The organism is Variovorax sp. Soil_C_33 (assembly GCF_057656935.1).
This window is the reverse complement of sequence record NZ_JBDGJK010000016.1, coordinates 140,015-159,067: the sequence shown is the minus strand read 5'-3', so window position 1 is coordinate 159,067 and position 19,053 is coordinate 140,015. Positions and strand designations below refer to the sequence as shown.

21 protein-coding genes are annotated in these 19,053 nt (G+C 69.3%); 12 read left to right on the top strand and 9 right to left on the bottom strand.

The window, feature by feature from the left end; translation table 11 throughout:
- The 3 genes from AC3A6B_RS23070 to AC3A6B_RS23060 all read left to right on the top strand — a co-directional run.
- Window positions 1-510 (top strand): tripartite tricarboxylate transporter substrate-binding protein (locus AC3A6B_RS23070; protein WP_487838973.1); only part of this gene is annotated, 510 nt, incomplete at its 5' end.
- Window positions 511-522: 12 nt separating this feature from the next.
- Window positions 523-1,467: a 3-hydroxyacyl-CoA dehydrogenase NAD-binding domain-containing protein gene (locus AC3A6B_RS23065; protein WP_487838972.1), complete on the top strand. Its 945-nt coding sequence runs from the start codon at window positions 523-525 to the stop codon at window positions 1,465-1,467.
- A gap of 115 nt (window positions 1,468-1,582) precedes the next feature.
- Window positions 1,583-3,394, top strand: coding sequence for a feruloyl-CoA synthase (locus AC3A6B_RS23060; RefSeq protein WP_487838971.1), 1,812 nt, complete (start codon window positions 1,583-1,585; stop codon window positions 3,392-3,394).
- Window positions 3,395-3,413: 19 nt separating this feature from the next.
- Here the strand turns inward: AC3A6B_RS23060 and AC3A6B_RS23055 are convergent, their stop codons facing one another.
- Window positions 3,414-3,554 carry a hypothetical protein gene (locus tag AC3A6B_RS23055; protein WP_487838970.1) on the bottom strand — a complete coding sequence of 47 codons (141 nt, stop codon included), beginning with the start codon at window positions 3,552-3,554 and terminating at the stop codon, window positions 3,414-3,416.
- 152 nt (window positions 3,555-3,706) lie between these two features.
- Here AC3A6B_RS23055 and AC3A6B_RS23050 point away from each other — a divergent pair, with 152 nt between their 5' ends.
- Window positions 3,707-4,099: a DUF1801 domain-containing protein gene (locus tag AC3A6B_RS23050; RefSeq protein ID WP_487838969.1), complete on the top strand. Its 393-nt coding sequence runs from the start codon at window positions 3,707-3,709 to the stop codon at window positions 4,097-4,099.
- A 15-nt stretch (window positions 4,100-4,114) separates the two neighbouring features.
- Here the strand turns inward: AC3A6B_RS23050 and AC3A6B_RS23045 are convergent, their stop codons facing one another.
- The 3 genes from AC3A6B_RS23045 to AC3A6B_RS23035 all read right to left on the bottom strand — a co-directional run bounded on the left by AC3A6B_RS23045 (window position 4,115) and on the right by AC3A6B_RS23035 (window position 6,240).
- Window positions 4,115-4,867, bottom strand: a complete 753-nt coding sequence (locus AC3A6B_RS23045; RefSeq protein WP_487838968.1) for a hypothetical protein — start codon at window positions 4,865-4,867, stop codon at window positions 4,115-4,117.
- A 116-nt stretch (window positions 4,868-4,983) separates the two neighbouring features.
- Complete coding sequence (locus AC3A6B_RS23040; protein WP_487838967.1) at window positions 4,984-5,445, bottom strand: DUF4259 domain-containing protein; 462 nt, start codon at window positions 5,443-5,445, stop codon at window positions 4,984-4,986.
- A gap of 42 nt (window positions 5,446-5,487) precedes the next feature.
- On the bottom strand, window positions 5,488-6,240 hold the full coding sequence (locus AC3A6B_RS23035) for a hypothetical protein (RefSeq protein ID WP_487838966.1): 753 nt from the start codon (window positions 6,238-6,240) through the stop codon (window positions 5,488-5,490).
- Window positions 6,241-6,435: 195 nt separating this feature from the next.
- On the opposite strand from AC3A6B_RS23035, the gene AC3A6B_RS23030 reads away from it, so the two are divergent.
- Window positions 6,436-6,579, top strand: a complete 144-nt coding sequence (locus AC3A6B_RS23030) for a hypothetical protein (RefSeq protein ID WP_487838965.1) — start codon at window positions 6,436-6,438, stop codon at window positions 6,577-6,579.
- A 44-nt stretch (window positions 6,580-6,623) separates the two neighbouring features.
- Entirely contained in the window at window positions 6,624-7,595 is a 972-nt protein-coding gene (locus tag AC3A6B_RS23025; protein ID WP_487838964.1) for a threo-3-hydroxy-L-aspartate ammonia-lyase, read from the top strand.
- A 16-nt stretch (window positions 7,596-7,611) separates the two neighbouring features.
- Here AC3A6B_RS23025 and AC3A6B_RS23020 read toward each other — a convergent pair whose 3' ends face one another.
- The 3 genes from AC3A6B_RS23020 to AC3A6B_RS23010 are packed head-to-tail and all read right to left on the bottom strand — an operon-like array spanning window position 7,612 to window position 12,305.
- Complete coding sequence (locus AC3A6B_RS23020) at window positions 7,612-9,900, bottom strand: N,N-dimethylformamidase beta subunit family domain-containing protein (protein ID WP_487838963.1); 2,289 nt, start codon at window positions 9,898-9,900, stop codon at window positions 7,612-7,614.
- A complete protein-coding gene (locus AC3A6B_RS23015) occupies window positions 9,897-10,877 on the bottom strand; it encodes a Bug family tripartite tricarboxylate transporter substrate binding protein (protein WP_487838962.1) in 981 nt (326 codons plus the stop codon). Before AC3A6B_RS23015 ends, AC3A6B_RS23020 begins: the two co-directional genes overlap by 4 nt.
- Window positions 10,878-10,907: 30 nt before the next feature.
- On the bottom strand, window positions 10,908-12,305 hold the full coding sequence (locus AC3A6B_RS23010) for an aminotransferase family protein (protein ID WP_487838961.1): 1,398 nt from the start codon (window positions 12,303-12,305) through the stop codon (window positions 10,908-10,910).
- A gap of 54 nt (window positions 12,306-12,359) precedes the next feature.
- Between AC3A6B_RS23010 and AC3A6B_RS23005 the strand changes: the two genes are divergently transcribed.
- On the top strand, window positions 12,360-13,295 hold the full coding sequence (locus tag AC3A6B_RS23005) for a LysR family transcriptional regulator (RefSeq protein ID WP_487838960.1): 936 nt from the start codon (window positions 12,360-12,362) through the stop codon (window positions 13,293-13,295).
- Between the two features lie 3 nt (window positions 13,296-13,298).
- On the opposite strand, the gene AC3A6B_RS23000 is transcribed toward AC3A6B_RS23005, so the two are convergent.
- Complete coding sequence (locus AC3A6B_RS23000; protein WP_487838959.1) at window positions 13,299-14,612, bottom strand: AsmA family protein; 1,314 nt, start codon at window positions 14,610-14,612, stop codon at window positions 13,299-13,301.
- A gap of 105 nt (window positions 14,613-14,717) precedes the next feature.
- Between AC3A6B_RS23000 and AC3A6B_RS22995 the strand changes: the two genes are divergently transcribed.
- Window positions 14,718-15,140: a hotdog fold thioesterase gene (locus AC3A6B_RS22995; RefSeq protein ID WP_487838958.1), complete on the top strand. Its 423-nt coding sequence runs from the start codon at window positions 14,718-14,720 to the stop codon at window positions 15,138-15,140.
- 51 nt (window positions 15,141-15,191) lie between these two features.
- A complete protein-coding gene (locus AC3A6B_RS22990; protein WP_487838957.1) occupies window positions 15,192-16,550 on the top strand; it encodes a solute carrier family 23 protein in 1,359 nt (452 codons plus the stop codon).
- On the opposite strand, the gene AC3A6B_RS22985 is transcribed toward AC3A6B_RS22990, so the two are convergent.
- Window positions 16,517-16,849, bottom strand: coding sequence for a hypothetical protein (locus AC3A6B_RS22985; RefSeq protein ID WP_487838956.1), 333 nt, complete (start codon window positions 16,847-16,849; stop codon window positions 16,517-16,519). The two genes, AC3A6B_RS22990 and AC3A6B_RS22985, sit on opposite strands and share 34 nt — an antisense overlap.
- A gap of 208 nt (window positions 16,850-17,057) precedes the next feature.
- On the opposite strand from AC3A6B_RS22985, the gene minC reads away from it, so the two are divergent.
- The 3 genes from minC (at window position 17,058) to minE (ending at window position 19,051) form a co-directional block, all read left to right on the top strand.
- Window positions 17,058-17,813: a septum site-determining protein MinC gene (gene minC / locus AC3A6B_RS22980; protein ID WP_487838955.1), complete on the top strand. Its 756-nt coding sequence runs from the start codon at window positions 17,058-17,060 to the stop codon at window positions 17,811-17,813.
- A 134-nt stretch (window positions 17,814-17,947) separates the two neighbouring features.
- Complete coding sequence (gene minD, locus AC3A6B_RS22975; RefSeq protein WP_487838954.1) at window positions 17,948-18,763, top strand: septum site-determining protein MinD; 816 nt, start codon at window positions 17,948-17,950, stop codon at window positions 18,761-18,763.
- Between the two features lie 3 nt (window positions 18,764-18,766).
- On the top strand, window positions 18,767-19,051 hold the full coding sequence (minE, locus tag AC3A6B_RS22970; RefSeq protein WP_126839822.1) for a cell division topological specificity factor MinE: 285 nt from the start codon (window positions 18,767-18,769) through the stop codon (window positions 19,049-19,051).
- Window positions 19,052-19,053: the final 2 nt, after the last annotated feature.

Below are 19,053 nucleotides of genomic sequence, written 5' to 3'. Positions count from 1 at the left end.
GGCTCGCCCGCGGCCGGCTCCACGCCGCACTTCATCGGCGCGCTGCTGGGCATCAACAACGGCGTGGAGCTCAAGCATGTGCCCTACCGCGGCTCGATCCCCGGCGTGACCGACGTGGTGGGCGGCCAGATCGCCGCGATGGTGACGCCCAGCGGCGACTTCATCGCCAACCACAAGGCCGGCAAGCTGCGCCTGCTCGCGACTTCCGGCAAGGCCCGCTCGCCGTTCTCGCCCGAGGTGCCGACGCTGGCGGAGCAGGGCTTTCCGGAACTGACGACCGAGGAGTGGTTCGGCTTCTATGCACCGGCGAAGACGCCGGCCGCGCAGATCGCCGCCGCCAACGCGGCCGTCAACGCCGCGATCAAGGACAAGGCCGTCATCGACAGCCTGGCGGTGGTCGGCCTGATCGCGCAGGGCTCCACGGTCGAGGAGATGACCCGCTCGCAACACGCCGAGTTCGAGCGCTGGGGCCCGCTGGTCAAGAAGGTCGGCTTCACGGCCGAGTCCTGACGGGTGGCGCACATGGACACGGCCATCGCACGCGTCGCGGTCGTCGGCACCGGCGTGATCGGCGCCAGCTGGGCCGCCTACTTCCTTGCCCATGGGCTCGAGGTCGATGCCACCGATCCTTCGCCGGGCGCCGGGGCGCGGCTGCGTGAAGCGGTGGCGCAGCACTGGCCCACGCTCGAGCGCTTCGGGCTGGTTGAGGGCGCATCGATGGATCGCCTACGCTTCCATGAAACCTTGGAAGACGCAGTGCGCGACGCAGACTTCGTGCAGGAGAACGGCCCCGAACGCCTGGATTTCAAGATCGACCTGTTCCGCCGCATGGATGCGGCCGCCAAGCCGCAGGCGATCCTCGCATCGAGCTCTTCGGGCCTGACGATCAGCGAGGTGCAGTCCGGCTGCGCGCATCCCGAGCGCGTGGTGCTGGGCCATCCCTTCAACCCGCCGCACCTGATCCCGCTGGTCGAGGTGATCGGCGGCACGGCGACGTCGCCTGCGGCCATCGAGCGCACGATGGCCTTCTATGCGGCGATCGGCAAGCGCCCGATCCACGTGAAGCGCGAGGTCAAGGGCCATATCGCGAACCGCCTGCAGGCCGCGCTGTGGCGCGAGGCCTTCCACCTGGTGGATCAGGGCGTGGCGTCGGTGGCCGACATCGATGCGGCCATTGCGCATGGCCCCGGCCTGCGCTGGGCCGTGATGGGCCCGTTCATGAACCTGCATCTGTCCGGCGGCGCGGGCGGCATCGCGCATGTGCTCGCGCACCTGGGCGGGCCGATCGAGGACTGGTGGAAGGATCTGGGTGCGCCGACGATGACGGCCGAGCTCAAGCAGCAGGTCGCCGAAGGCGTGGCCGCGGAGCTGGGGCAACGCCACACCAGCGAGCTCGAAGCCGCGCGCGACACCTTGCTGATGAACCTGATTCGCGCCAAGGCCGCGTCCGGCACACTCGAAACATGAAGGCCCCCCGGCTTTTCACGAGCTTCGCTCGTGTAACTCCACCCCCCGAGGGGGCGGCGCGGCCCGCCTTGGGGCGGCCCGGCGGCGGCCGCCTACTCGCCCTGGAGGCAACAGCATGACCAAGAGCTTCTTCGACGACGAGCGCCAGCTCGCCCCGCCCCGCACGATCCGCATCGACTTCGACGACGGCTCCTTCGCGCTGCGTTCGCCGGTCGCACTCAAGCCCTATGCGCGCTGCATCGGCGAATGGCTGGAGCGCTGGGCGCGCGAGACGCCCGATGCGCTCGCACTGGCCGAGCGCGACGAAACCGGCGAAGGCTGGCTACAGCTCGACTACCGTGCGCTGCGCCGCGCGGTCGGCGCCGTGGCGCAAGGGCTGCTGGACCTGGGCGTGCCGGCGGACAAGCCGGTGGTGATCCTCTCCGACAACGCGATCGACCATGCGGTGCTGATGCTCGCCGCCATGCACATCGGCCGCACCGCCTGCTCGCTCTCGAGCGCCTATTCGCGCATGGCCAAGGACCCCTCGCGCCTGCACGCCATGCTGCAGGCGCTGGGGCCGGCGCTGATCTACGCGTCCGATGCCCAGGTCTACGGCAAGGCGCTGGCCGGCTGCGGCGTCGAGGCGATCACGGTCTTCAGCCGCAACGCCGATGCGCATCCCGGCGCCCTCCCGTTCGAGCGGCTGCTTTCCACCGCGGAGACGCCGGCGGTGATGCAGGCCTTCGAGGCCGTCCTGCCCGACACCCACGCCAAGTACCTGCTGACCTCGGGCTCCACGGGCAAGCCCAAGGTGGTGATCAACACGCACCGCATGCTGTGCGCGAACCAGCAGATGATCGCGCAGACCTGGCGCTTCCTGGACCAGGAGCCGCCGGTGCTGGTCGACTGGCTGCCCTGGAGCCACACCTTCGGCGCCAACCACAACTTCAACATCGTGCTCTGCCACGGCGGCGCGCTCTACATCGACGAGGGCCGGCCGGCGCCGGGGCTGATGGAGAAGACGGTGCGCAACCTGCGCGAGGTGCGGCCCACCCTGCTCTTCAACGTGCCGCGCGGCTACGACATGCTGCTGCCCTTTCTCGAAGCGGACGACGCGCTCGCGGCCGAGGCCTTCTCGCGCCTGCGCCTGTGCTTCTATGCCGCCGCGGCGCTCGCGCCTTCGACCTGGCAGCGGCTCGAAGCGGTGGCGCGGCGCGCGCGGCCTGCGCAGCCGCTGTGGCTCACCACTTCGTGGGGCGCGACCGAGACTTCGCCTGCCATCACCTCGGCGCACTGGAAGCTCGACGGCGCCGGCTGCATCGGCGCGCCGCTGCCGGGGCTGGAGCTGAAGTTCGTTCCCAATGGCGACAAGCTGGAGATGCGGGTCAAGGGCGTCTCGGTGTTTCCCGGCTATCGCGCTGCGCCGCGCGAGACCGCGCAGGCCTTCGACGAGGAGGGCTACTACCGCATCGGCGACGCCGGCTACCTGGTCGACGACACGCGGCCCGAGCGCGGCGTGATGTTCAACGGCCGCGTGGCCGAGGACTTCAAGCTCACCAGCGCCACCTGGGTGTCGGTGGGCACGCTGCGCGTGGAGCTAGTCTCGCGCCTCGCGCCGCTGGTGCAGGACGTCGTGATCACCGGCCACGACCGCGAGGCGGTCGGCATGCTGGTGTTCGCCAGCCCGCAGGGCGCCGCGCTGCCGCGCGAGGAGCTGGCGGACGCGCTGCGCCGCACGATGGCAGCCATGCGCGACGCGGGTGCTGGTTCCTCGCAACGTCCGGTGTGCGCGCTGGTGCTCGCTACCCCGCCCGACATCGATGCCGGCGAGATCACCGACAAGGGCTACATCAACCAGCGCGCGGTGCTGACGCGGCGCGCGGCCGAGGTCGAGCGGCTGCATGGCAGCGCAGCCGATCCGGACGTCGTGCGCCTGGACGATTGAGCGACCGGTCGGGGCGCGGCTACGGAGCGGTCATGTAGCGCTCCACCTCGCAGGCCTGCCCTGCAGGGTCGGTGCCGCAGGCCGACGGCGGCGGCGCATGCGCAGCCCCCGCACAGCCCGCCAGGATGAGAACACCCGCGATCGCGAAGATGGTTCGCATTGCCTCTCCTTGGTAGACAGCCCCGCGGCCGTGACCGGCCGGCGAGGCGCACCCACGATACCGCAGGCACTCCGACTCCACAGCCGAAGCTCGTCGAACGACGCCTTGGCACCCCGCTCCCGTTTAAGCTTCGCCGATCAAGCCTGTCCGGAATGCAAAAGACGACGCCTGCTGCCAGTCCCGACGCCTATGTGGCCGCCCTCGATGGCTGGCGTCGGGCGTGCGTCGAGGAGTTGCGTGCGGCGGTTCGCGCCGCGTCGGCGATGGAGGAGGTCGTGAAATGGCGCCACCTCGTCTATCTCGCGAACGGGCCCGTGCTCCTCATTCGCGCGGAGGAAGCCCGGGTACTGTTCGGCTTCTGGCGAGGGCAGCAGCTGCGCACCATTGAACCCCGGCTCAAGCCTGGAGGGAAATACGAAATGGCCACGCTGGAACTTTATGAGGGAACGACGGTCGACCCCGCCACCGTGCGCCTCCTGACGCGAAAAGCGGTCGCCCTCAATCGAACGCTCGGCGATCCGACTCTCGCAGCCAGGCGCAGTTGAACGACTGGCGCAGGCTCAGCCGAGCTGCAGCGGATTGCGGCGCGCTTCGTCGAGACGGCGCTGGCGCAAGGGTTCGGCGCACTGCAGGCTGCGGCGGGCGGAGGATTGCGCGCACGCGTAGTTCGTGCAGACCGCCTGGAAGATGAAGCTCAGGCCCGTGCACTTGGCCAATGGGCCCCGGGCGCCGGCGCGGACCAGCAGCGGTGCTGCAGCGGCGCGGGCCGATGAAGAAGACCTGCGCGGGGTTTTGCCCGAGCTCGCGCGGGAGCGCTCCGGAGTGGCGGCAACAGGTTCGATCTCCTCCGCCTTCGGCGCCAGTGCCAGCGCGACGGCCGGCCCAGCCGGCGACGGCGACGCGTGCATCGGCGTTTTGTCGCTCGCCGAAGAGAAGGATCCGTCACGCGGCCCGAAGGCCGCGACAACCATGAGCGGGATCGCCACGGTCCATGCGGCCAGCAACGCAACGGCGCGCAGTGGCCTCCTCGCCAGGACGGGCGGTGCAGTCTCGGGCTCGTTGTCGGCCGGCAGTGCCGCCAGGCGGTCGGCGAGCCGGCGCCGCCGTCGCTCCTCGTCGGCTGCCAGCCTGGCGAACTGTCTGAGCTGCTCATCCGTGGGCCCCGGGCCGCCGCGAATGAAGCTTCCGAACGAGCGGACGATGTCGGCCTGCGCCGCTTCTCTTGCGCTCGCCGCGTTGCGGGCAGCGTCCAACTGCTCGCCGATCGATACCTCTGTTGCCCGCACAGACCTTGAATCGAAACCCTGTGACATCTTTACCTTCCGACACGACAAGCCATAAGCAGGGAATCACATCCGAGCCTCCGAATTTTTCTGTCGGACATCGCCTGAACTCCTTGTCCCGCTGGTAACCGCGCGTTAAGAAGAGCCTAGCGCTGCAGACGTGCCGCAAGCCGAGCCAGGTTGGAGGCCCACTGGTTCGGCTTTTCTTCTTCCCATTGCTGCGCGAGCTCGGACACGCTGCGGTCCGCGACACGGGCCAGGGCCTGCCTGGCGCGCGATGCAAGCGCCTGCAGTTCTTCGGGTCGCTTGCCGGCCAGGCAGGGCACTGCCCGCGCCTTCGATGCCGCGCTGTCTCTTGCGATGGCAGCGGCAATCAGCTCGGCGACGGCGACCGCCGCGGCGCCGTCGTCCGCATCGACGTAGCTTGCGAGGAGCGCCATGTCCAGGGCCTCGGACGCGAGGGCCGGATGGGTCGAGCGCGCGCATTCGGCCAGCCATTCCTGTGCGGCGTCGTTGTCGAAGGCGCCGTCGCCCCACGCGCCGGCGTGCGCCGCCAGGTTCATCGAAAGCGCGAGCGCGGCAATAAACAAGAGCTTCGGACGGCTCACCGGGTCACCTCATCGCAGCCCCCATGACTGCCGGCGGCAAGGCTACATCAACCAGCGCGCGCCGCCGGCGCGGCGTGCGACCGGGCTCGGGAAGCCGTCCGGCAGCGCCAGCGATGCGGTGGTCATCCGGCTCGACTGGAGCACGGCGAGGTCGGTCTCCACTTCGAGGAAGCAGGCCAGCATCGCATTGACGCCCGGCGCGCGGCCGGCCTGGTCGCGCCAGTGCGGGAGCTCGTGGTCCATCTGGGTGCAGAGATCCTTCCAGGCCTCGGCCAGCGCGGCCCAGGGCACGACCGCCGGTTCGCCGACGCGCCCCGCCAGCAGCAGGAGGGGCCGCCGCAGCGAGGGCGTCTGCTCCACCAGCAGGCGGCAGCGGCGGAATTCGCTCGCGCTGCTCGGCAGGTCGAGTGCCGTGCCGCCGTAGTGCGGCGGACGGACGCCGGTCAGGAGCGTGAAGAGCGCCAGGCTCGACAGCCCCTGTTCACCCGCCGCCAGCCAGCGCACCGCATCCGGCTTGAGCCGGCGTGCGGCACGGCCCAGCTGTGCGCGCACGCGCCCCATCGCGGCGGGCGCTTCCTGCTCGCGGATGCGCGCCAGCCCTTGCGGCGGCCCGAGGACCGCGGTGGCGCCCAGCATGCGCGCGACGTCGGCATGCAGCACGTCGATGTCGCTCGCCTCTTTCAAGAGCAGCAGCCAGTCGCGCAGCGGCATGTGGCCGTACACGATCCTGCAACCTTCGCGTTGCTGGATCCTGTAGTTCGGCTCGCCCGGGGCCGGCGTCTTCGTGGGGGTCATGCCGGTATATCGGCAGACCAGGGGCCGGCGAACAGGGCGGCGCCGGAAAAATTGGCACGGTAGCGCTCACTCCAGCTTCATCCCGCTCGCCACCGCGCCGTTGCGCCCCCACCTCCCGCATGAACGCCAAGACCTCAGATGCCCTCCCCGTCATGGCCCGGCGCCCTGCTCGAGCAGATCGGCCGCTAAGGCACATTGCGTATCCTCAAGGAACTGCGCGCGCTGAACATCGTCGAGCCGGCCGAGCTCGGCTATGCGCTCACCGAATCGGGCGTCGAGCTCGTGAGGCGCCTGAAGCCGCTCAACCAGTGGGCGGACCGCTGGTTCGAAGTTCTTTGATAATTTGTCCAGATATAGATAATCTGTCCACATCAAGGAGCGCCATGTCTGAAACCCTGAAACTGCCCACCTTCGAAGACGTCGCCGCCGCTGCCGCGCGCATCGAAGGCCACGCCCACCGCACGCCGGTGCTGCGCTCGCGCACGGCCGACGAAGAGCTCGGCGCCGAGGTCTTCTTCAAGTGCGAGAACCTGCAGCGCATGGGTGCCTTCAAGTTCCGCGGCGCCTTCAATGCCTTGTCGAAGTTCGACGAGCGCCAGCGACGTGCCGGCGTGGTCGCCTTCTCCTCGGGCAACCATGCACAAGCCATCGCGCTCGCGGCGCGCATCCTCGGCATGCCCGCGACCATCGTGATGCCGCACGACGCGCCGGCGGCCAAGGTGGCGGCCACCAAGGGCTACGGCGGCCAGGTGGTGATCTACGACCGCTACAAGGACGACCGCGAAGAGATTGGCCGCGACTTGGCCGAGAAGCACGGCCTGACGCTGATCCCGCCCTACGACCATCCCGACGTGATCGCGGGCCAGGGCACGGCGGCGAAGGAGCTGTACGAGGAAGTGGGGCCGCTCGATGCCTTCTTCGCGCCCATGGGCGGCGGCGGGCTGATCTCGGGCTCGGCGCTCGCGACGCGCGCGCTTTCGCCGCAATGCAAGGTCTACGGCGTGGAACCCGAGGCGGGCAACGACGGGCAGCAGTCCTTTCGCAGCGGCAAGATCGTCCACATCGATACGCCGAAGACCATCGCGGACGGCGCGCAGACGCAGCACCTGGGTCAGCACACCTTCCCGATCATCCGCCGCGATGTCGACGACGTGCTCACGGCGAGCGACGCGCAGCTGGTCGAGGCCATGCGCTTCTTCGCCTCGCGCATGAAGCTGGTGGTGGAGCCCACCGGCTGCCTGGGCTTTGCGGCCGCGCGCGAAATGAAGGCGCAGCTGCGCGGCAAACGCATCGGCGTGCTGATCAGCGGCGGCAATGTCGACGTGGAACGCTTCGGCGCCCTGCTCGCGGGTTGACCCTCGGGCCTGCGCTCTACTCGGGCTCTACGCCGAAGCGCCACAGCACGTTCTTCAGCAGCTTGCCGAAATTCGGGTCGCTGCCCAGCACCCAGGCTGCGCCGACCGCACCGGCGTGGAACACGCGCCCGCCCTGCGGCCGCTCCCAGTAGATCATCTCGGCCGAGAGGCCGTCGAGCGACTCGGTCAGGTTCGAGAAGCAGTCGAGGTAGGCGTCGAGGCGGCCGGGCACGCGCCGGATGCCTTGGGCGATGACCTCGATGCCTTCCTGCGGCACGGGCAGCGCAGCGCCCGGCGGCATGCGCTTCGTCATGCGCGCGAGCGTGGCGATCGTGAGGTCCCATTCGTGGCCGATCGCGCGCGGCAACCCACCGTCCGGCGCATGGCCGAAGGTCTGGCCCCTGGCCAGGCCCAGCGGGTACGGCGCGTTGAAGAGCGCATGCGCGGGCTGCGCCACGTGGTAGACGCCGAAGTCCTCGCTGTCGGCGAAGGCCCAGCCCGCCGTTTCGAGCCCGATGATGTCGGCCGCCGCCCGGCCCGAGGCCCTGAGCCGCCCGCCGCGCGCCCAGTCCTGGCCGTGGTACTGCTCGCCGAAGGGGCCGGCCGGCGGGCCCACCGGGGGCGCCGTTTCGTCATGGTCGGGGCCGTTGACCTTGCGCTGCTCCATGACCGTGAAGTCCTCGTCGTAGCTCACGCGCAGGTACATGGTGTTGCCCGAGAGCACGATCGCGCTGCCGCCGCGGCAGAGGTAGTCGTCGAGCCCGTCGACAGCGGGCAGCGACCAGTATTCGCTGTGGCCGTTGACGAACACGGTCTTGTAGCGCGAGAGGAGCGCCGGATCGCGGTGCAGGTCGATGTCGCCGATCACGTCGAAGTCATAGCCCTCGCGCGCGAGCCAGGCGTGCAGGCGCCGCTCGAGCCGCGTCCACTGGCTGAAGCCGCTGCCCTCGGGGTCGTAGAGCGCATTGGGGCTGGCATTGGGCCAGGGCATGCGCAGGCCGACCTGGTAGCAGGGCTGGCCGGCGCGGTGGTAGGTGTAGCTGCTGTAGGCCGGCGCTTGCGGATGGCAGTTCTCGAGGCCGGCCGCACGGCGCGGCCACACAGGGTCGTCGACCACGTTCTTCGCGAAGGGCGTGCTCGCATAGGCCAGCCAGCTGTTGACGGCGCACAGCACGAGGACCGGCGCCGGCGCCGCATGCGCGGGCTTGCGCACGATGAACGTGATGTCGTAGTCGGCCTCGCGGCCGTCGAGCTCGTAGCGGATGCGGCCCACATAGACGCCCGACTTCGCGTCCGCGGGAATGCGGAATTCGTGCGTCGCCTCCCAGCGGCAATCGTAGAGATCGTCGCTCGCGAAGCGCAGGCCGTGCCCGCGCGTCGGATCGGCAAAGGGGTCGTAGCGCGACTCGGCGTCTTCTCTGTGCCCCACCTTGGCCGGCTCGAACGCGGGGCCGACGATCATCCAGGTGCCGTGGTTGACGATGCGGCCGGTGCGCTGATGGCCGCTGGCGTCGGCCACCTGCGCGCCGCGCTCCTCGCGCAGCGGCCAGCAGGCCAGCACCGAGCGGCCGGAGGCGATCGCGAGGCCGCGCTGCGCGTGGCGCTCGGCGATCTCTTCAGGCGCCAGCGCGCGACCGTAGAGGGCCGGCATGATGAGATCGGCTTCGAGGAAGACATCGGCCAGGCCGTCGACGCCGCTCGCGCCCATTCGCAGCGGCGCGGGACCGGGCCGGACCTCCTGCACCGCATCCCATTGCCCGACTTGCTGACCATCGATCCATAGCGCCGCGACGCGGCCGTTCCACGTGGCGGCCACATGCTGCCAGCGCCGCGCAGAGAGCCGGCCATGCGCCTGCTGCGCCTCGGCGCGGAAGGCCCGGCCATCGCCGAGGTAGAAGGCGAGCGCCCCGCCCTCCTCGATGAAAAGGCCCCAGCCGCAGCGGGCGGGAAAGTCGTACTGGCCGATCAAGGTCTGGCGCGCTGCGACGCTCCAGGGCTTGACCCAGCACTCCAGCGTCAGGCCGGAGAGCGGCAGCATCGCATCCAGCCCCTTCTCGACCAAGACATAGGAGCCGGGGTGGATCGGCTGCACGCGCGCGGGCGACGGCGCGAAGGCATGCAGCACCAGGTCGTCGCTGCGCCCTTCCACATCGCTGCCGAGCTGGCAGACCGAGAGCCGATAGCCCCGGTCGCTGCTGATGTGGAAGCGCACCAGCTCGCCGGCGGCCACGCTCTTGCAGTCGGCATAGCCATGGACGCCGGGCAGGCGCAGGGACTTGTGCGGCGGGATCGGCGCGCGCGTCATTCCGAGCTGAAGCCCGAGGCCTTGACCACCGGAGCCCAGCGCTTGAGATCGTCGGCAATGAGCCTGGTCAGCTCCTCCGGCGTGCTCGGGCTCGGATCGCTGCTGAGCTTGTGCAGGCGCTCCTGCACCTCCTTGTTGGCAAGCGCCTTGCCCAGCGCCGCATGCAGCTGGTCGACGATGGGCCGCGGCGTGCCGGCGGGCACGAAGAGGCCGGTCCATTCGAGGTTGTCGAAGTGCGGCTGGCCCAGTTCCTTGAGCGTGGGCACATCGGGCAGGAGCGAGGCGCGCCTGGCGCCGTTGACGGCGAGCACCTTGAGCTTGCCGCTTTGCTGGTGCGCGACCAGGTCCGCGATCGGCATGATGCCGGCTGCGATCTGATTGCCAAGCAGGTCCTGCACCAGCGGCGCCGCACCGCGATAAGGCGCCGCCACCAGGCTGGCCTTGGCCTCGCTGCCGAGGCGGAAACCCATGAACTGCGCGACGCTGCCGGGTGCGGGCACGCCGTAGCTCGCCTTCGACGCATCGGTGCGCGCGAGCTCCAGCCATTGCTGCACGTTCTGCACCGGCAGCGCGGTCGGCACGGCGATGCCCTCGTAGAAGCTTGCGATGCGACCGACGGCGTGAAAGTCCTTCACCGGGTCGTAGCGCACCGACTTCGAGGTTAGCGGCAGCATCACCATCATGTGCATGTTGGCCAGCAGCACCGTGAGGCCGTCGGGCGGCGCCGCGCGCACGTAGTCGGCCGCAATCTGGCCACCGGCGCCGGTGCGGTTGTCGATCACCACCGTGGTGCCGAGCTCGGCCGCGAGCTTGTCGGCCAGCGTGCGCGCCTGCACATCGGCCGAGCCGCCGGCCGGGTAGCCGACGATGAGCTTCAGCGGCCCCTTGGTGGTGGCGATCTGCGCGGGCGCGGCAGCGGCGAAGGCGAAGGTCGCGCAGGCGAGCGCTGTCTTCAGGAGAGCGGCATGGAGTTTCATCGAGGGCCTTTCAGGCAAGGAGGCGAGGAATCAAGCGAGGCCCTTGCGCGCGATCTCGTCGGCGAGATCGCGCAAGGACTTCTCGAGCAGGTCGGCGAGCTCGTCGAGCTCCGGCTCGGTGATCGTGAGCGGCGGCGTGATCATCTGGAAATCGCCGAAGGCGCCCAGGTTGGCGCGCCGGTTGTAGAGCGCGATGCCGTGCTTCAGCCCGTGCTCGGTGAGCCGCGCGGGCGCGTTGAACGCCACTGGCAGCTGGCGCCGCGTCGGCTTGTCGGCCACGATCTCGATCGCGGTCAGCAAACCCTTGCCGCGCACGTCGCCGACGATGGGCGAACGCGCAGCGACTTCGTTGAGCCGCGCCATCAGATGCGCACCCCTGTCGCGCGCCCGCACGACCAGGTCCTGCCGAACCACCTCGTCGACCACCGCATGCGCGACCGCGCAGGAAAGCGGATTGGTGAAGTAGGTGTGGCCATGCACGAAGCCGCCGCTGGCGGCCACGGCATCGACGATGCGGTCAGGCGCGAGCAGACAACCCAGCGGCGTGTAGCCGGCAGCCAGCCCCTTCGCCAGCGTCACCAAGTCGGGCCGCGCGGCGGGCCAGTGGTGCGCCGCGAGGAAGGCTCCGGTGCGGCCAGCGCCGCTCATGATCTCGTCGTAGATGACCAGCACGCCGTGGCGGTCGCAGATCTGGCGCACGCGCTCGAAATAGGCCGCCGAGGACACCACCGCGCCGGTCGAGAGCCCGCCGATCGGTTCGAGGATGAAGGCCAGCACGGTTTCCGGGCCTTCGCGCAGGATCGTCTGCTCGAGTTCGTCGGCGCAGGCCATCGCATGGGACTCGACGGTGTGCCCTTCCGGCACGCGGTAGGACAGCGGTGCCGACACCTTCGGCATCGCGCGGACCATCGGCCCATAGAGATTCAGCGTGTTGGCGTCGCCGGTGACCGCGAGCGCGCCCAGCGTGGAGCCGTGGTAGCTCGGATTGCGCGAGATCACCTTGGCGCGGCTCGCCTGGCCCCTGATCACCGCGTACTGCCGCGCGAGCTTGATCGCGGCCTCGTTGGCTTCCGAACCGCCGGAGACGAAGAAGGCGCGGTCGAAGCCCTCGCCGGCGAGGCCGCAGACGCAGTCGGCCAGCGCGATGTTGTGCTCGCTCTCGAAGAAGCGCGGATAGGCGAAGCTGACCTTGGCCGCCTGCTCGGTCATCGCGGCCAGCACGCGCGGGTTGCCGTGGCCGATGTTGGCGACCACCGCGCCGGCAGTGGCGTCGAGGTAGCGCTTGCCGTCGGCGTCCCACAGGAAGATGCCTTCGCCGCGCGCGATGCACGGCGGGCGCGGCGCGCCCTTGGGCGCGTAGAAGCCGAGGACGGTGCCGCCCTGCGGCGTATCGCCGACGAGGCGGGCGATGGGGTTGTGGGTGCTCATGCCGCGGAAGATACGAAGAGACTGGCGCCGGCGGTAGACGTATGGAACGATGAAGTGCTATACGTGCTGCGCATGAAGACCACGCACGACCGACTGGACCTGCTCGACACTTTCCTGCGCATCGGCGACACCGGCTCGCTCAGCAAGGCGGCCCGTCTGCTCGGCACCACGCAGCCGACGGTGAGCCGCAGGCTGCTGGAGCTCGAACGCGTGCTGGGTTGCAAGCTCGCGATACGCACCACCGCGAGCTTCTCGCTCACCGACGAAGGCCGCTCGCTGCTGGCCGAGGCGCACGAGCTGACCGATCGCTGGTCGGGCCTGTCGAGCCGGCTGTCGGGCGGCCAGAGCCGGCCCGAAGGCACGCTGCGCGTGATCGGCCCTTCGGGCTACGGCACGGGTTTCCTGACCGACGCAGTGACCGACCTGCGCGCCGCCCATCCCGGCCTTCGCATCGAACTGACGCTGACCGATCGCGTGGTCGACCTCGCCGCTTCGGGCGCGGAGTGCTGGGTCTGCGTCGGCGAGGTGCGCGACCCGGGCCTGGTCTGCCGCCAGCTCGGCTCGATGGAGCGCGTGCTGCTCGCCACGCCCGCGCTGCTCAAGCGCCTGGGCCCGGTGACCCTTGCGCGGCTGCCCTCGCTGCCCTGCGTCGGGCTGGTGCCCTATGTGATGGGCAGCGTGCGCCTGCTCGACAAGGCCGGGCGCTCGCGCCTCGTGGCGCTGGACACGCCGATCCGCACCGACAGCCTGCTGTCGAGCTACCGCGCCATCCTCAACGGCGCTGGCATCGGGGCCGCGGCGCCGTGGATGTGCCAGGACGACCTGCAGGCCGGCCGGCTCAAGCGGGTGCTGCCCCAATGGTGGCTGGAGCCCATCGGCATCCACGTCGCATTGCCGCCGGGGATCTACAGACCCGCGCGTGTGACCGCCTTCATCGAGGCGCTCAAGCGGCGCATGTATGCGCTGCCCGGTTTCCGACCGGCGCCGTGAGCATCAGCGCGGCTTTTGCGACGGCTTCTTTTTCTTCTCCTCCTCCTCCTCCTCGCCGCCGAACAGCTTTTCCACCTGCTGCCCGATGCGCGCGCCGATCGCGGTGCCGACGCCCGGCAGCACGGCGGTGCCCACCGCTGCCCCGGCCAGCGCGCCGCCGGTCAGCGAGAGCTCGGGGTTGTCGAGCGTGCCGGCCAGCTTGAAGGGCACGCCGACCACGCCGTCGACCAGGTCGATCGCGGCCTCGCCGTTCAGGCGCCGGTTGAACACGGTGGCGCTGCCGCTCGCGGTGAGCAGGCCGGAGCGCGCCTGCAGGCCGCTGTAGCGCAAGCGGATGCCGTCTTCGCCGGACTGTGTGTCGAGCGTGCCCGTGAGTTCGTCGAACACGGTCTGGCCGCTGCGGTCCGCGCCCGCGGTGCTGACCGCCTTCGCGAGATCGAAGCCCTTCAGGGTCGCAGGCTTGACCGTGAAGCGGGTGCGCGTGTGCAGGCGGCGCACCATCTCGCCCGGGTTGTCGCCCTCGGTTTCGAGTTCGGTCGCGCCGTCGATCTTTCCTTCGACGGCGTTGCGTCGCTGAAAGGCGCCGACCAGCCCGGCGATGTCCACGCCCTTCGGCGTCAGCTGGGCCGTGAGGCGCATCCGGCCCTTCTCGAGCGTCCGCAGCGCCGCCTCGCCGTTCCACGTGCCGCCGCCCACATCGATCTTCACGCGCCAGCGGTCCTGCTCGCCTTCGCGTTCGACGCGCATCCTGGCGACGGGCGATGCGCCGCGCCGCGATACCTCGGCCTCGCGCGGGCGCCAGCCGCGGTCGAAGCGCAGGTCGGCGTCGTAGGCCAGCGCGATGCCGCGGCGGTCGATCCACGTCACATCGCGCAGCCGCAGGTGGTCGAGCGGAATCTCCGCCGGGCTCCATGCGCCGGCCAGCGCAGTGGCCGCGTCGCTCCACTGCCAGCGCCCGCGGAAGGCGCGCACCGAGGTGCGCGGCAGCACGGCGCCTTCGACCTCGACGGTGTCGATCGCGATCCTGCGGTCCCACAACGCGGCGAGCTGCGGCCGCACGACGACGCGCCGCAGGGTGATCGGGCGCTCCTGCGCGGTCGCGAGATCGCTCAGCACCACCACAGGGATCGGCCTCAACGACCAGTGCGCCGCGCCGATGCGCAGCCCGATGCCGGAGGCCTTCTCGAAGCGCTGGCTGATCTCAGCCGCGAGCGCCTCGTCGCTCGGCAACAGCCGCCAGGCCAGGAGGGCCAGGCCGCCGAGCAGCAACAGCACGGCGACGGCGATCCCGCTGATCCATCTTCCGGTGCGCGTCATATTGAAAGCTTATGCCGTACAAGCTTGGCCGCCGTGTCGGCCAGGGGCCCGTCGTATCAGGGCCAGTCGCTATAGTTTTGGCCACATCGAACTGGAGAATGCCGAATGCCCATCTGGAAAAAAGAAATCTCGATCGAGGAACTGACCCGCAGCCACATCGACACCGCCGTCGCGACACTGGGCGTGGAGTTCCTCGAGGTCGGCGACGATTTCATTCGCGCCCGCGTGCCGGTAGACAAGCGCACGCGCCAGCCTTTCGGCATCCTGCACGGCGGCGTGTCGGTGGTGCTGGCCGAGACGCTGGGCTCCTGCGGCGCGCACTACTCGGCGCCCGAGGGCGAGCGCTGCGTCGGGCTGGACATCAACGCCAACCACCTCAAGGCCACGACCTCGGGCTGGGTCACCGGCACCGCGCGGCCGGTGCACCGCGGCCGCAGCACGCAGGTGTGGCAGATCGACATGACCAACGACGCCGGCGAGCTGACTTGCGTCTCGCGCATCACGATGGCGGTGTTAAGTGCCCGCTAACCGGCTGAGCCCGGGACCCCAACAAAGACAACAACCGAGGAGAAGAAAACAATGAGCGATTCCTACCTTCCCCGCTGGCGCGAGGTCGCAGCCGGCAGCACCGCCGTGGTGGCGCCCGAGGAGCGCCTGCCCTGGCCGCAGACGGCTGCGATGGGCGTGCAGCACGTGATCGCGATGTTCGGCGCCACGGTGCTGGCGCCGATCCTGATGGGCTTCAATCCCAACATCGCAATCCTGATGAGCGGCGTCGGCACGCTGATCTTCTTCGTCGTCACCGGCGGCCGGGTGCCGAGCTACCTGGGTTCGAGCTTCGCCTTCATCGGCGTGGTGATCGCGGCGACGGGCTATGCCGGCCAGGGACCGAACGCCAACCTGGGTGTGGCGCTGGGCGGCATCATCGCCTGCGGCCTGGTCTACACGCTGATCGGCATCCTGGTGGCCGTGACCAACGAACGCCACCACAAGACCGCGCCGATCCGCGGCGTCGAGGTCGAAGAGATCGAGCAGGACGTCGCGGTGCACTGGATCGAGCGGCTGATGCCGCCGGTGGTCACGGGCGCGGTGGTAGCGGTGATCGGGCTCAACCTGGCGAGCGTGCCGATCAAGAACATGGCGCCGACCGGCTTCGACACCTGGATCCAGGCGCTGACCTTTCTCTGCGTGGGACTGATCGCGGTCTACACGCGCGGCATGGTGCAGCGCCTGCTGATCCTCATGGGGCTGATCGCCGCGAGCGTGATCTATGCGGTGCTGACCAACGGCCTCGGGCTGGGCAAGCCGATCGACTTCACGGCGCTCGGCGCAGCGCCGTGGTTCGGCCTGCCGAAATTCGCGGCGCCGGTCTTCGATGTCAACGCGATGCTGTTGATCGCGCCGGTGGCGGTGATCCTGGTGGCGGAGAACCTGGGCCACATCAAGGCCGTGAGCGCGATGACGGGGCGCGACCTCAATCCGTATCTCGGCCGCGCCTTCATCGGCGATGGCATCGCGACCATGGTGAGCGGCGCGGCCGGCGGCACCGGCGTCACGACCTATGCGGAGAACATCGGCGTGATGGCCGCCACCAAGATCTACTCGACCGCGATGTTCGTGGTCGCCGCGCTGATCGCGCTGCTGCTGGGCTTCAGCCCCAAGTTCGGCGCACTGATCCAGGCGATTCCACTGCCGGTGATGGGCGGCGTGAGCATCGTGGTGTTTGGCCTGATCGCGGTGGCGGGCGCCAAGATCTGGGTCGACAACAAGGTCGACTTCTCGCAGAACAAGAACCTGATCGTGGCCGCGATCACGCTGATCATCGGCACTGGCGATTTCACGCTCAAGTTCGGCCAGTTCGCGCTCGGCGGCATCGGCACCGCGACCTTCGGCGCGATCCTGCTCTATGCGCTGCTGAGCCGCTCGCGCCAGGCCTGAATGCGCCGGCGCGGGAGGGTGCGCGATCGATAGACGATCTCGATGCGCGCCATGAGTTCGCGAAACAATCCCATCGGGTCCTGAACCATGCGCGCGACGGGGTAGCTGCCGAGCGCGAAGCCGGCAAAGCAGATCTGGACGCTGTCGAAATACAGGGAGAGGCCCTCGCCCGCATCCTGCAGGCAGTGCTCCGCGGTTTCGAAGAAATCGTCGCGAGGAAGGACACCCTGCGCCGCCGCGCCCAGGCTGTAGGTGTAAAGATCAGGCTGGACGGTCCGGATATCGAGGATGGGTTGCATCGGAGGGAGTGCGCATCGCGCCGTTTTTGAAGCGAGCCAGTCTGCGGAGGGATTTCCGGGGTCCGTGTAGGAATCGGGCGCTCCTTCGTGAGCGCGAATATGCAACCTGGTGCAAGAGATGTTGTGCCGCGTGTTCTTTCACCGGCCTGTCAGCAGCCTGCGGCCTGCTCCCCGTTAGACTCCAACGCTTTTCGCACCAACGTTTTCCATGGCCGATGCTTCCGCCGCGCGCACCAAGGCGGTATTCGAATTCAAGAGCGCGACGCTGCCGCTGATCGCCGTCATCCTCAAGACGGCCGAGCTCGACGTTCTGGCCGAGGCGCTGGACGTCCAGCTGGCCGATTCGCCCGACTTCTTCGACCAGGAGCCGGTCGTCATCGACCTTTCGCAGCTCCAGGAAGACGAAGCGGGCGCCGCCATCGACTTTGCTGCGCTGCGCGCGTTGCTGGCGCGCCACCAGACCCAGCCGATCGCGGTGCGCGGCGGCAACGATGCCCAGAACGCCGCGGCGCGTGCCGCCGGCCTGTCGCTGGCCGCGATGCCGGTGACGCCGAGTCCCCGCCCGAGTGCACCGCCGGCCGAAGCGCCCAGCGAGGCGCCGCAGATCGTGCGCGAAGTGCCTGTGCCCGCGAACGGCACGCTGGTGATCGACAAGCCCTTGCGTTCCGGCCAGCAGGTCTATGCGCGCGGCGGCGACGTGGTCGTGACCGCCGTGGTCAGCTTCGGCGCCGAAGTGATCGCGGACGGCAACGTCCACGTCTATGCACCGCTGCGCGGCAAGGCGATCGCCGGCGCGCGCGGCAACACCGAGGCGCGCATCTTCACGACCTGCATGGAAGCGCAGCTGGTGGCGATCGCGGGCATCTACCGCACTTCGGAAGTCGCGTTGCCGGCGGACATCGCCGGCAAGCCGGCACAGATCTCGCTCGACGGAAAAAAGATCGTGATGAGCGCCATCGAATGAGCCCCCGGCTTGCCACTTCGTGCGCTTCGCCACCCCCGAGGGGGAGGCGCGGCCCGCCTTGGGACGGTCCGGCGGCGGCCCGGCGGCGGCCGCCTGCGCGTGATAACTGAACAACTGAACAAAGAAGGATAGGAATGGCCAAGATTGTGGTGGTGACCTCGGGCAAGGGCGGCGTCGGCAAGACGACCACGAGCGCGAGCTTTGCATCGGGGCTCGCGCTCGCGGGCAAGAAGACGGCCGTGATCGACTTCGACGTCGGCCTGCGCAACCTCGACCTCATCATGGGCTGCGAACGGCGCGTGGTGTACGACCTGATCAACGTGATCCAGGGCGAGGCCAACCTGAGCCAGGCGCTCATCAAGGACAAGCAGTGCGACAACCTGTTCGTGCTGGCCGCCTCGCAGACGCGCGACAAGGACGCGCTCACGCAGGAAGGCGTCGAGAAGATCCTCAAGGAGCTGGCCGAGCAGGGCTTCGACTTCATCGTCTGCGACTCGCCGGCGGGCATCGAGACCGGCGCGCTGATGGCGATGCATTTCGCCGACGAGGCGCTGATCGTGACCAATCCCGAGGTCTCCTCGGTGCGCGATTCCGACCGCATCCTGGGCATGCTGAGCTCCAAGACCAAGCGCGCCAAGGAGGGCGGCGAGCCGATCAAGGAGCACCTGCTGATCACGCGCTACAACCCGAACCGCGTGGCCGGCGGCCAGATGCTCTCGCTGGAGGACATCCAGGACATCCTGCGCATCAAGCTGCTCGGCGTGATCCCCGAATCCGAAAGCGTGCTGCAGGCCTCCAACCAGGGCGTGCCCGCGATCCACGACAAGGAGACCGACGTGGCCCAGGCCTACAGCGACGTGGTGGCGCGCTTCCTCGGCGAGGACAAGCCGATGCGCTTCGTCGATGCCGAGAAGCCGAGCTTCTTCAAGCGCTTCTTCGGCGGGAGGTAAGCGATGTCCTTTTTCTCGTTCCTCCTGGGCGAAAAGAAGAAGACGGCGAGCGTCGCCAAGGAGCGGCTGCAGATCATTCTTGCGCACGAGCGCAGCGCCCTGAGCGGCAAGCGCCGGCCCGACTATCTGCCCGAGCTGCAGCGCGAGCTGATCGCGGTGATCTCGAAATACGTGTCGATCAAGGCCGAGGACATCAAGGTCCACCTGGAGAAGCAGGACGACCTCGAGGTGCTCGAGGTCAAGATCGAGCTGCCGGACGCGGCGGCGGCCGCGCTCGCGGCGCGCTGAGG

Coding starts and splice junctions, on each gene's coding strand:
- AC3A6B_RS23065 (WP_487838972.1), top strand. CDS start 523: ATGGACACGGCCATCGCACGCGTCGCGGTCGTCGGCACCGGCGTGATC.
- AC3A6B_RS23060 (WP_487838971.1), top strand. CDS start 1,583: ATGACCAAGAGCTTCTTCGACGACGAGCGCCAGCTCGCCCCGCCCCGC.
- AC3A6B_RS23055 (WP_487838970.1), bottom strand. CDS start 3,554: ATGCGAACCATCTTCGCGATCGCGGGTGTTCTCATCCTGGCGGGCTGT.
- AC3A6B_RS23050 (WP_487838969.1), top strand. CDS start 3,707: ATGCAAAAGACGACGCCTGCTGCCAGTCCCGACGCCTATGTGGCCGCC.
- AC3A6B_RS23045 (WP_487838968.1), bottom strand. CDS start 4,867: ATGTCACAGGGTTTCGATTCAAGGTCTGTGCGGGCAACAGAGGTATCG.
- AC3A6B_RS23035 (WP_487838966.1), bottom strand. CDS start 6,240: ATGACCCCCACGAAGACGCCGGCCCCGGGCGAGCCGAACTACAGGATC.
- AC3A6B_RS23025 (WP_487838964.1), top strand. CDS start 6,624: ATGTCTGAAACCCTGAAACTGCCCACCTTCGAAGACGTCGCCGCCGCT.
- AC3A6B_RS23020 (WP_487838963.1), bottom strand. CDS start 9,900: ATGACGCGCGCGCCGATCCCGCCGCACAAGTCCCTGCGCCTGCCCGGC.
- AC3A6B_RS23015 (WP_487838962.1), bottom strand. CDS start 10,877: ATGAAACTCCATGCCGCTCTCCTGAAGACAGCGCTCGCCTGCGCGACC.
- AC3A6B_RS23010 (WP_487838961.1), bottom strand. CDS start 12,305: ATGAGCACCCACAACCCCATCGCCCGCCTCGTCGGCGATACGCCGCAG.
- AC3A6B_RS23000 (WP_487838959.1), bottom strand. CDS start 14,612: ATGACGCGCACCGGAAGATGGATCAGCGGGATCGCCGTCGCCGTGCTG.
- AC3A6B_RS22995 (WP_487838958.1), top strand. CDS start 14,718: ATGCCCATCTGGAAAAAAGAAATCTCGATCGAGGAACTGACCCGCAGC.
- AC3A6B_RS22990 (WP_487838957.1), top strand. CDS start 15,192: ATGAGCGATTCCTACCTTCCCCGCTGGCGCGAGGTCGCAGCCGGCAGC.
- AC3A6B_RS22985 (WP_487838956.1), bottom strand. CDS start 16,849: ATGCAACCCATCCTCGATATCCGGACCGTCCAGCCTGATCTTTACACC.
- minC (WP_487838955.1), top strand. CDS start 17,058: ATGGCCGATGCTTCCGCCGCGCGCACCAAGGCGGTATTCGAATTCAAG.
- minD (WP_487838954.1), top strand. CDS start 17,948: ATGGCCAAGATTGTGGTGGTGACCTCGGGCAAGGGCGGCGTCGGCAAG.
- minE (WP_126839822.1), top strand. CDS start 18,767: ATGTCCTTTTTCTCGTTCCTCCTGGGCGAAAAGAAGAAGACGGCGAGC.